Source organism: Glutamicibacter sp., assembly GCF_050701915.1.
Taxonomy (GTDB): Bacteria; Actinomycetota; Actinomycetes; order Actinomycetales; family Micrococcaceae; genus Glutamicibacter.
Genome location: NZ_JBOGEG010000037.1, coordinates 24473 through 35382, shown reverse-complemented (window position 1 = coordinate 35382; position 10910 = coordinate 24473). Strand labels below are relative to the sequence as shown.

General features: G+C 60.2%; 8 protein-coding genes. 6 read left to right on the top strand and 2 right to left on the bottom strand.

Translation table 11 applies throughout. From position 1 onward, the window contains the following. Positions 1 to 44 precede the first annotated feature (44 nt). Positions 45 to 1472, bottom strand: coding sequence for an MFS transporter (locus ACRDT3_RS16325; protein ID WP_431493988.1), 1428 nt, complete (start codon positions 1470 to 1472; stop codon positions 45 to 47). Between the two features lie 335 nt (positions 1473 to 1807). Here ACRDT3_RS16325 and ACRDT3_RS16320 point away from each other — a divergent pair, with 335 nt between their 5' ends. From ACRDT3_RS16320 to ACRDT3_RS16310, 3 genes are read left to right on the top strand one after another with little or no spacing between them, the layout of a single operon-like run. Continuing rightward, on the top strand, positions 1808 to 3031 hold the full coding sequence (locus ACRDT3_RS16320) for a thiolase family protein (RefSeq protein WP_431493987.1): 1224 nt from the start codon (positions 1808 to 1810) through the stop codon (positions 3029 to 3031). Positions 3032 to 3033: 2 nt separating this feature from the next. Continuing rightward, complete coding sequence (locus tag ACRDT3_RS16315) at positions 3034 to 3828, top strand: enoyl-CoA hydratase/isomerase family protein (protein WP_431493986.1); 795 nt, start codon at positions 3034 to 3036, stop codon at positions 3826 to 3828. 2 nt (positions 3829 to 3830) lie between these two features. Further along, positions 3831 to 4703: a 3-hydroxyacyl-CoA dehydrogenase family protein gene (locus tag ACRDT3_RS16310; RefSeq protein ID WP_431493985.1), complete on the top strand. Its 873-nt coding sequence runs from the start codon at positions 3831 to 3833 to the stop codon at positions 4701 to 4703. Positions 4704 to 4783: 80 nt separating this feature from the next. Here the strand turns inward: ACRDT3_RS16310 and ACRDT3_RS16305 are convergent, their stop codons facing one another. Continuing rightward, the gene (locus tag ACRDT3_RS16305; RefSeq protein ID WP_431493984.1) at positions 4784 to 5686 is read right to left on the bottom strand and encodes a serine protein kinase RIO; all 903 of its coding nucleotides are present in this window, start codon (positions 5684 to 5686) and stop codon (positions 4784 to 4786) included. Positions 5687 to 5826: 140 nt separating this feature from the next. On the opposite strand from ACRDT3_RS16305, the gene ACRDT3_RS16300 reads away from it, so the two are divergent. The 3 genes from ACRDT3_RS16300 (at position 5827) to ACRDT3_RS16290 (ending at position 10890) form a co-directional block, all read left to right on the top strand. Then, the gene (locus tag ACRDT3_RS16300; protein ID WP_431493983.1) at positions 5827 to 6549 is read left to right on the top strand and encodes a tyrosine-protein phosphatase; all 723 of its coding nucleotides are present in this window, start codon (positions 5827 to 5829) and stop codon (positions 6547 to 6549) included. A gap of 115 nt (positions 6550 to 6664) precedes the next feature. Further along, positions 6665 to 8788, top strand: coding sequence for a phenylacetic acid degradation bifunctional protein PaaZ (gene paaZ, locus ACRDT3_RS16295; protein ID WP_431493982.1), 2124 nt, complete (start codon positions 6665 to 6667; stop codon positions 8786 to 8788). A gap of 326 nt (positions 8789 to 9114) precedes the next feature. Then, complete coding sequence (locus tag ACRDT3_RS16290) at positions 9115 to 10890, top strand: carbohydrate-binding module family 20 domain-containing protein (RefSeq protein ID WP_431493981.1); 1776 nt, start codon at positions 9115 to 9117, stop codon at positions 10888 to 10890. The last annotated feature ends 20 nt before the right edge of the window (positions 10891 to 10910 follow it).

Below are 10910 nucleotides of genomic sequence, written 5' to 3'. Positions count from 1 at the left end.
GGCCGCATCTGCACTGCAGATGCGGCCCCTTGGCTATTGGTGGCTCAGGACGTTCGGGTTTCGTCCTGCTGCACCGCAGCAAGGATGCCGGTGTCCAAGGCATCGGGAATCTCGGTGCCGCGCAGCGAAGCGCCGGCGGTTTCCGGCATGAACTTGATGGCGATCGCACCAATCACGCACGCTGCCATCATGTAGATCGCCGGGAAGAGCAGGAAACCGGTGGAATTGATGGCCGCCTCGTTGACCATCGCGGCGGTACCGCCGAAGACCGCCGTAGCGAGGTTGTAGGTAATCGCAAAGCCTGCGAAGCGCACTTGGGAGGGGAACATCGCAGGGAAGGTCGCGGTGATCGTGGCCAGCTGCGGAATGTAGAGCAGGCCCAGCACGGCGAAGCCGACAATGGCCCAGGCGAAGGACTGGCCCATCAGCCAGAACATTGGCAGAGCCAGCACGAACAGGCCAATGACCGAGGCGTACCACATTGGTTTGCGTCCGACCTTGTCCGAGAGCGAGCCGGCAAATGGAATGACGGCCATCATGGCCACCTCGCCAATCAGGATGGTGGCCAGCGAAGCGTTGGGGTCCAGCCCCAGCTGGGTTTCAAGGTAGGTCGGCATATAGCTGAGCAACGTGTAGTTCACGACGTTCAGCGCGATGACCAGGCCGGTCATGGTCAGCATGGGCCGCCAGTAGGCGAACACCAGTTCCTTGAGCGAACCGCCCTGTTGGGCTTCGCCGGCTTCCTCCATCTCCTGGAAGACCGGAGTGTCTTCCAATTTGCTACGCAGGTACAGGCCAATGAGGCCCATGGGCAAAGCGAGGAAGAACGGGATACGCCAGCCATAAGCCATCATGGCTTCTTCGCTGAGTACCACCTGCAGGCCCAGCATCACGGCCGTGCCGAGGGCGAAGCCGCCCAAGGTGCCGAATTCCAAGAAGGAACCGAAGAAGCCGCGCTTGCGGTCCGGTGCGTATTCGGCCATGAAGGTTGCCGCGCCGCCGTACTCGCCACCGGTAGAGAAGCCCTGGACCATGCGCAGCAGCACCAGCAGGATTGGCGCGGCGACGCCAATGACTTCATAGGTTGGCAGGACGCCGATGAGGAAGGTGGCCAGCGACATCATGATGATGGTCAAAGCCAGGATCTTCTTGCGCCCCAGCTTGTCACCCAGCGGGCCCCAGACCAGGCCGCCAATCGGGCGGACCAGGAAGGAGAGAGCGAAGGTGGCCAGGGCCATGAAGGTGCCGCCCTCGGTGGGGAAGAAGTGGGCAGTGATGTAGGTGACGGCCACGGCGTAGACGCCGTAGTCGAACCATTCGGTCATGTTGCCCATCGCCGATGCCGCAGTGGCCTTGCGAACTTCTTGCCGGCCTTCTTGCGTGCTCATGTCCGGGCCGATGTCATGGCCCAGGTCGGGAGTGAAATTATGCGGATTCGAGTTGTCGTGTGGCTGGTTATGTTCCGGTTGCATTGCTGCTCCGTTGTTTTCAGCTTTCCGTCGACCGATCGCCCTAAGGCCAGATAGAAGTTCATCGCCTTGGCCGCGGTCCACGATCCGGGAATTTCCCGGAGTCGGTTAAATACCAGAGGCTATTCGAATCAATTTCTAAAATCAACCACTGACATGGATTTGGTTGCAAGGATTTGCGGATAAAACGGTGGTTGGGCGATGGCCCGGGCGCAGGGTGCAGGTGGCCTGGAAATACCCAATTGTGAAATTCGGCGACCCGCGACTTTATTATTGAACGAATGGTCGGTAAGTTTAGGTGTTGAGGGTCACTAACCATTTTGGCATAAGGAGCACAGATGACCGAGGCATTTCTCGTAGGTGGAGCACGCACGCCGGTAGGCCGTTATGGAGGAGCGCTCAGTGCTGTGCGCCCCGACGACCTGGCAGCGTTGACGATCCGCCGCGTCATTGAAGACGCAGGCATCGACCCGGCTGACGTTGATGAAGTCATCTACGGAAACGCCAACGGCGCGGGCGAAGAGAACCGCAACGTTGCCCGCATGGCTGCGCTGCTGGCAGGCCTGCCCGTTACCGTCCCGGGCATCACCGTCAACCGCCTCTGCGCCTCGGGCATGAGCGCCATTACGATGGCCAGCCACATGATCAAGGCCGGCGCCGCAGACATCGTTATCGCCGGCGGCACCGAATCCATGTCGCGGGCTCCCTGGGTCATGGAAAAGCCGTCAAAGGCCTTCGCCAAGCCGGGAGCAACCTTCGACACCTCCATCGGCTGGCGCTTCACCAACCCGCAGTTCCTCTCCGGTCAATACTCGCGCGATGGCAAGGCCACCTTCTCGATGCCGGAAACCGCCGAGGAAGTCGCCCGCGTCTACGGCATCTCGCGTGAGGACTGCGACCAGTTCGCCGTTGAATCCCACGCCAAGGCCATTGCCGCCATTGAGGCTGGACGCTTCCGCGATGAAATCGTTCCGGTCACCGTCAAGGGACGCAAGGCAGAGACCATCGTGGACACCGACGAGGGTCCACGGCCAGGCACCACCATGGACGTGCTCTCCGCCCTGCGCCCAGTAGTCAAGGGCGGCAGCGTGGTCACCGCCGGCAACGCGTCGACGCTGAACGACGGCGCCTCGGCAATCCTCGTGGTCTCCGAACGGGCCATCAAGAAGTTCGGACTGACTCCGCGCGCCCGAATCGTTGACGGGCAGGCCGCGGGCCTGGAACCGGAAATCATGGGCATGGGACCGGTCCCGGCTACCCGCAAGGTACTTGAACGCGCCGGCCTGGGCATTGACCAGATCGGTGCCATGGAAATCAATGAAGCCTTCGCCAGCCAGTCCCTGGCCAGCATGCGCGAGCTGGGGGTCGATGCAGGAATCGTCAACCGCGACGGCGGCGCCATCTCCCTGGGCCATCCGCTGGGTTCCAGCGGTTCCCGAATTGTCATCACCCTGCTGGGCCGCATGGAACGAGAGCTCGCTTCCGAGCAGCGCAAGCTGGGCATTGCCACCATGTGCGTGGGCGTTGGCCAAGGCACCGCCATCTTGCTGGAAGGCATCTAGAAGTGGGCGATTTGAACAGCGAATTCACCACCCTCAAGCTGTCGGAAACCGATGACCGCCTCTGGGTGCGCCTGCACCGACCAGAGGTACGCAACGCCATTGACCAGGCCATGGTCGACGAGCTGCACACCGTCTGCGCTTATCTGGAGAAGAATCCCAAGATCCTGATTCTGGCTGGCACCCCCGCAGAAGCGGCGAGCGAAGCGAATCCCAAGGGGCGCAAGGGCATCTTCGCTTCCGGAGCAGATATTGCCCAGTTGCGCGAACGCCGTCGCGATGACGCGCTCGCCGGGATCAACTCGGGGATCTTCGACCGGATCGCCAAGTTGCCAATGCCGGTGGTTGCAGCCCTTGACGGCTTCGCGTTGGGCGGCGGCGCCGAGCTGGCCTACGCCGCGGACTTCCGCATCGGCACCCCCGAGCTGCGCATGGGCAACCCGGAAACGAATCTGGGCATCATGGCCGCCGCAGGCGCCACCTGGCGGCTGAAGGAACTGGTCGGCGAGCCGTTGGCCAAGGAAATCCTGCTGGCCGGCAAGGTGCTCACCGGCGAGCAATGCCTGGCTGCCAACTTGGTTACCGAATTGCATCCGGCTGCCGAGCTGGATGCGGCTGCCGATGCCTTGGCCGATCGCATAGCAGGCCAGGATCCACTGGCGGTGCGCATCACCAAGTCCGTCTTCCATGCTCCGCGCGAAGTTCATCCAGTGATCGATACCTTGGCCCAGGGCATGCTTTTCGAATCCCAAGCCAAATTCGACCGCATGCAAGCATTCCTAGATCGAAAGAAGAAGTAATCATGAGTGCACAGACCAGCTTCACCTCCGGCTCGTTGCCGCAGCAGATGGGCGTGCTCGGCGGCGGACGCATGGGTGCCGGCATAGCCCACGCGTTCTTGATCAGCGGCAGCGCAGTTCTCGTCGTTGAACGCGATAGCGAGTCGGCGCAGGCCGCCTATGAGCGCGTGGCCGGATCCGTGGACAAGTCCATTGCCCGCGGCGGGATCAGCGAAAGCCGCGAAGAACTTTTGGCTCGTTTCTCTACCAGCACCGACTACGAGCAGTTCGCCAGCGCGCAGCTGGTGGTTGAAGCCGTCCCGGAAATCTGGGATCTGAAGGTTTCTTCCCTGCAGGCCGTGGAGCAGGCGCTGAACGCCGAGGCGGTACTCGCATCGAACACCTCGTCGCTGTCGGTCAGCGGTTTGGCCAAGGAATTGCAGCGTCCCGAGAACTTCTTGGGCCTGCACTTCTTCAACCCGGTTCCCGCCTCCACCCTGATCGAGGTAGTGATCGGCAAGCAGACCGATAAGGCCTTGGTGGACGCTTCGCGCGGTTGGGTTCAGGCACTGGGCAAGACCGCAGTAGTGGTCAATGACGCTCCCGGGTTCGCTTCTTCCCGCTTAGGCGTGGCTATTGCCTTGGAAGCCATGCGCATGGTCGAGGACGGCGTAGCCAGTGCCGAAGACATCGATAACGCGATGGTCTTGGGATACAAGCACCCTACCGGCCCGCTGAAGACCACCGACATTGTCGGTTTGGATGTACGCCTGGGCATTGCCCAGTACCTGCATGAGACCTTGGGTGACCGGTTTGCTCCACCGCAGATCCTCAGGGATATGGTGGCCGAGGGCAAGCTGGGGCGCAAGAGCGGCCAAGGCTTCTACAGCTGGTAGGAAACCCGCCATATAACCTTCAGCGACAATGGCCTCCGCCGGTCAGGAATGACTGGCGGAGGCCATTGTCCCTCTGGATCCTAGAAGAGATGTCCTAGCAGTGAAGCAAAGAGCTCATCTGGATCATGTGACAGTCCCTTGGAATCAAACCACTCGCACAAATTGACGCAGTCGCGGTGCAAGAAGTCCATGCCTTGCGGATTGCCCGCCAGATCCACGCACTGCGGAACATCGATGACCACTAGGCGCTCGCCGGAAACCAGGAGGTTGTAGGCGGACAGGTCGCCATGGGCAATGCCCAATCCAGCGAACTTCTCAAGGGCGTCAGTGAGTTGATCCCATAGTGCGGGAAGCCGTGGATCAAAGCGCGCAAGCTGTTGCAGGCGGGGTGCTGCCGCCAGCGAATTGTCCGGGTCGGCAATGAATTCCATGAGGATTTCGGTGCCGTCAATCTGTACCGGATACGGCACCGGAATGCCGGCTTCGTAACAGCGCAAGAGGTAGGTCCATTCCGCGTTGGCCCACTGCAAAGCGGCGATGTCCCGGCCGTAGGCGGAATTGTTGCTGATGGCTCGATTATCGCGCGAGCGCCGGGCAGACCTGCCATCGCTATAAGCTTGCGAACGGCTGAATTGCAGGTGGTCGCGGGAGCGATAGCGTTTGGCGGCCAGTAAGCTTGAGCGCTCCTGTGTTGCTCGTTCCAACAGGAAGACGTCGCCTTCTTTGCCGGTTTTGAGGATGCCTAATTCGGTGTCTACGGCACCGGCGTCCTCAATCAGCCATAGCGGGTATGGTTGCGGCCCGCGCATGCCCTTTTCGATAAACGGCCAGGTGGAGTAGCGCTGGCCAGCCGGTGGCTCATCCGAGGATGATTCGTTCCATACGGGCTTGTGCCTGCGGAATTTGAGTTTGGTATCTGCGTCAGCGAAGTTGGACGAGGTTACCTGTGAGCTGGTGGTTGGTTCTCCAACAGGAAAATGCATGGGGATAAGTCCTTAGAAAAAGAGATCAATGACCGGGAACGGCGGTAAGCAATCATCGTTACCCCTCCTTCAATAGACTGATTGGCAGTTGCCAATGAGTAGAACTCTACAACAGAGAATCAATATGTTGCAATGGGTAAATGAGCCAGGGCCTGAACTATCAAAAGCAAAGCGGAGATCTGGAATGGGAAGGATCCGTGAATGCGCGGCATATTTGCGGAGCCTTTTATCGAATGGGTCGCCACGAGTGGCTTAGTGCCCGGGGCTGGCAGCAAATGCACGAGGGCGGAGTCAGCAAGGTCGTGGACCTGCGCAACCCCAACGAGATCCGCCGGCGGGAGCATGACCCCGCCGTACCCCAGGCAGCGTTCTCCGGCATTGAACTGGTGAACCTGCCGCTGGAGACGCCCGGCAATCCGAGGTTCGAATCGATTGCCGTGCCATATATGAATCACACCGCCATGTACAGGTTGGTGTGCGAAGAATTCGGCGACCAACTGCGTGCAGTCTTCGAGAATTTGGCGAACTCCCAAGGGTCAACCGTGATCCACTGTTCGGCAGGCCGCGACCGCTCCGGCTTGATTGCCACCATGCTGCTGGATCTCGCAGGTTCCCGGGATCAGATTCTCGTCCATGATGAGCTGGCGGTGCGGGGTATCAATGAATGGCATCGTGTCTCGCCGCGAAAGCATCCCTACGAGAGCTATCGGGGTGAAGAAGAGCTGCGGGAAATCATTCAAGAAAGAGCCACGGCCCTGTCGGAATTCTGTGCATGGCTTGGTACGGCCCGCTCCTATCTGCTGTCCCAGGGCATGAGCGAGGACGGTCTCGATCACCTGAGTGATCTCGCACGGAATTCCTGAGTAGCGGGCGGGGTGGAGAATTCTCGCGAACAACAATTTGAGGTGTTCCCGGTCGCGCTCTTGCTGATAAGGTTAAGGTTAATACTGACCGACCGTTCAGGAAGGAATTATGTCAATGTCGACAAAACAGATCAGCGTGGTACCCAGCTTTATCGCCGGAGAATGGCGGACCCCGCAGTCCGAGGGTGGAACAGAAGTCCGCGACGCCAACACCGGAGAACTTCTAGCCACTGTCACCAATGACAAGCTGGATGTTGCAGCGGCGGTGGACTATGGCCGTGGCACCGGGCATCAGGAGCTGGCCAAGCTCTCCTTGCATGAGCGCGCACTCAAGCTCAAGGAACTCGCGCTGTATCTGAACGAGCGACGCAAAGACCTTTACGAGATTTCCTTCAAGACCGGGGCCACCAAAATCGATTCCATGGTGGATATCGATGGCGGAATCGGTGTTCTGTTCACATTCTCATCCAAGGGCCGCCGTGAACTTCCCAATAGCAATGTCATCCTGGACGGGTCAACGGAACCGCTGAGCAAGGACGGCTCTTTTATCGGCACGCATATCTACACCGCAATGAGTGGTGTCGTGGTGCAGGTCAACGCGTTCAACTTCCCGGTATGGGGCATGCTCGAAAAGTTTGCCCCGGCGTTTATCGCTGGTGTTCCCACCATCGTCAAGCCAGCGACTCCAACGGGGTACCTCACCGAGGCAGCAGTGAGGATGATGCTGGAATCAGGCATCCTTCCCGAAGGGTCCCTGCAGCTTCTCTCGGGATCAGCTCGCGACCTGATGGACCACCTCGACTACCGTGACATGTTCGCCTTCACCGGCTCGGCCGCCACGGCCAGCAAGCTGAAGTCCCATCCAAATGTCATCGACGGGGGAGTGCGCTTCGCAGCAGAAACCGACTCCCTGAACGCGGCCATCCTCGGCCCTGATGCAGAGGAGGGAACAGCGGAATTCGAGGCCTTCGTCAAGGTCGTCGTCACCGAGATGACCTCCAAGGCCGGCCAGAAATGCACCGCGATCCGCCGCAATATCGTGCCTTCCCATCTGGTAGAACCGGTCATTGCCGCCATCGGCCAGCGAATCGAGCAGCGGGTTGTCATTGGCGACCCCCGCGTCGAGGGCGTGACCATGGGTGCCTTGGCTTCCCTGGAACAGCTGGCTGATGTGCGTGCTGCAGTGCAGGACATGATTGACGCTGGTGGCGAGCTGGCCTTTGGCCGCCTGGATGCCCCAGCCGTACGCGTGGCGCCAGAACGCGACGCCGTGGCCGAATTCGGTGCCTTCATGTCTCCGGTGGTTCTGCGATGGGCCGATGCCCGCAACCCGCTTGTGCACTCCCGCGAGGCGTTCGGACCGGTCAGCTCCGTCATCGGCTACGACAATCTTGACGAAGCCGTGCGGCTGGCCGCCATGGGTGCAGGGTCGCTGGTAGCCACCGTGTGCAGCAATGACACCGACACCGTGCGTTCACTGGCCCTGGGAATCGCCGCCCACCATGGCCGCGTGCACATCCTGAACCGGGAAACCGCGCGATCAACGACCGGTCACGGTTCACCAGTGCCACACCTGGTCCATGGTGGCCCAGGGCGCGCCGGCGGCGGCGAGGAGCTGGGCGGAATCCGATCAGTGAAGCACCATATGCAGCGCACTGCCGTTCAGGGCTCGCCGAATATGCTCACTGCGCTCAGCGGCGTGTGGCATGCCGGTGCTGAACAGCGCCTGGCCGGATGCGAAAAGTTCGGCGGCCAGGAGCAATACACGCACCCGTTCCGCAAGTCGCTGGCCGAGCTGCAAGTAGGCGATGGCTTCGCCTCTGATCTGCGCGTAGTGAACCTTGAAGAGATCAGCGAATTCGCCAAGAAAACTGGCGACACCTTCTACGCCCACACCGATGCAAAGGCAGCCGAAGCGAACCCGTTCTTCCCGGGAATCGTCGCCCACGGGTACCTGCTCGTGTCGTGGGCTGCCGGCCTCTTCGTAGAGCCAGCGCCGGGGCCAGTGTTAGCCAACTACGGATTGGAATCCCTGCGCTTCATCACCCCGGTGGCTGCCGGAGATTCAATCCGCGTGACCCTGACGGCCAAGAAAATCACGCCGCGAGTCACCGATGAATATGGCGAGGTCGCATGGGATGCGATCTTGCACAACCAGAATGATGAGATTGTCGCGACCTACGATGTCTTGACCTTGGTGGAGAAAGAAAACCTCACCTACGCCAACTTCGAAGGCTAAAACGCAACTTCAGCAAGGGTGGATGCCGTCAACCACGGCATCCACCCTTTTGCGTGCTCGGAGCCAGGACAGCTTTGCCGGATATCTATGAAAGCGTTTCCAATTTTGGCAAGATTTGACGCGAAGTGAAAAAATTTTAGGGCAATTTACGCGGACAGTTTCGCGGGTTTAATGTATTTACAGAAATTTACTTATTGGAGAGAGCTAAGAAAACGCTTACAGTTGTGTCGCAGGTCACGCGTTGATGGGGAACGTGTGGTTGAGCGATCCCGACGCTGTCGCGTCGAGCTATCGCAGCCCGATCATCACAACAAAGGAGTTTTTCTGTGGGACTTTTGCCATCACGCGCCAAATCAACACAACGCCGGCACGGAGCCAGGACGGTGAAGCCGGTGGCAGCACTCGGCGCCTCGCTCGCCCTGCTCGCCGCACCGTTGTTCGCAGCACCCGCCCAAGCCGCCACCCCATCCAACGACGGCAAGGATGTCATCCTCAACCTGTTCCAATGGAACTGGAATTCGGTAGCCCAGGAATGCGAGTCCAGCATCGCCCCAGCAGGATATGGCTACGTCCAGGTCTCGCCTCCAGCTGAGCACCTGCGCGGCACTGCATGGTGGACCTCGTACCAGCCGGTGAGCTACAAGGTGGACTCGAAACTGGGCAACCGCGAGGAATTCTCCGCCATGGTCAAAAGCTGCAACGACGCAGGCGTGAAAGTGATCGCAGACGCCGTGGTCAATCACATGACCGGAGCCGGGCAGACCGGTACTGGAACCGCAGGCTCGGCTTTCTCCGATGACAACTTCCCAGAGTATTCGGCCCAGGACTTCAACGATTGCCGCACCAACATCACCAACTATGCCGACCGCTGGCAAGTGCAGCACTGCCGCCTCGTGGGCTTGCAAGATCTGAAAACCTCCAGCAGCTACGTCCAGCAAAACATCGCCGACTATCTCGATGACCTCGTCTCGCTTGGGGTATCCGGATTCCGCATCGATGCCTCGAAGCACATCCCGGCAACGGACCTCGAAGGCATCAAATCCAAGATGAAGAACCCTGGCGTGTACTGGGTGCACGAGGTGATCGGGGCGTCGGGTGAACCGATCCAGGAAAGCGAGTACCTCGGCAGCGGCGACTCGCACGAATTCGACTACTCGCGACAGCTCAAGCATGATTTCGACGCGCAAATCGCCAACTTGCGCTTCATCGGCGACGGTAAGCTCACCAGTGACCGGGCCGGGGTTTTTGTCACCAACCACGACACCGAACGCAACGGCGAATCCATGAACTACAAGTGGGGCGCCAAGTACCTGCTGGCCAATGTTTTCATGCTGTCCTGGCCCTACGGGTCACCCACCGTGTATTCCGGATTCGCGTTCACCGACAAGGAAGCAGGCGCTCCGGGCGCCAGTGACGCATCGGTACCCAATGCCGGCTGCGACTCCTCCGCCTGGACCTGCGAACAGCGGCAAGATGAAATCACCGGAATGGTGGGCTTCAACAACGCCGTCGGCGACGCGGCTGTCAGCAATTGGTGGGACGATGGCGGCAACCAGATCGCATACGGCCGCGGCAATAAGGGCTTCGTAGCCATCAACAACACCTCGGCGGCAACCACCCGCGAATACACCAGCTCGCTGGCCGGTGGCACCTATTGTGATGTGGTGTCCGGAGGCGATTGCTCGAAGACCATCACTGTGGGCGCCGACGGCAAGTTCACCGCGACACTGCCTGCCTACGGTGCCATGGCCCTGCACATCGGTGCCGTATCCGATGGCGGATCAGGAACGCCGGATCCGGTCGAGGACACCGCTGATGTCAGCGTCGCGGTCACCGCCCAAACCGTCATGGGGCAGAACATCCGCATCGTCGGCAACCAGCCGGAACTAGGCAGCTGGGATCCGGCCAAGGCGCCACAGCTATCAGCTGCCAGCTACCCGAGCTGGAGCGGAACGGTGGACCTTCCGGCAGGAACGCAGTTCGAATACAAGTACGTCAAGTACGACCAGAGCGGCAATGCCACGTGGGAATCAGGGGCCAACCGCATCGCGACCGTGAATGCGGACGGTTCCCTGAACCTGAACGACAGCTGGCGCAATTAGCCACAAAAAAATGATCCCGC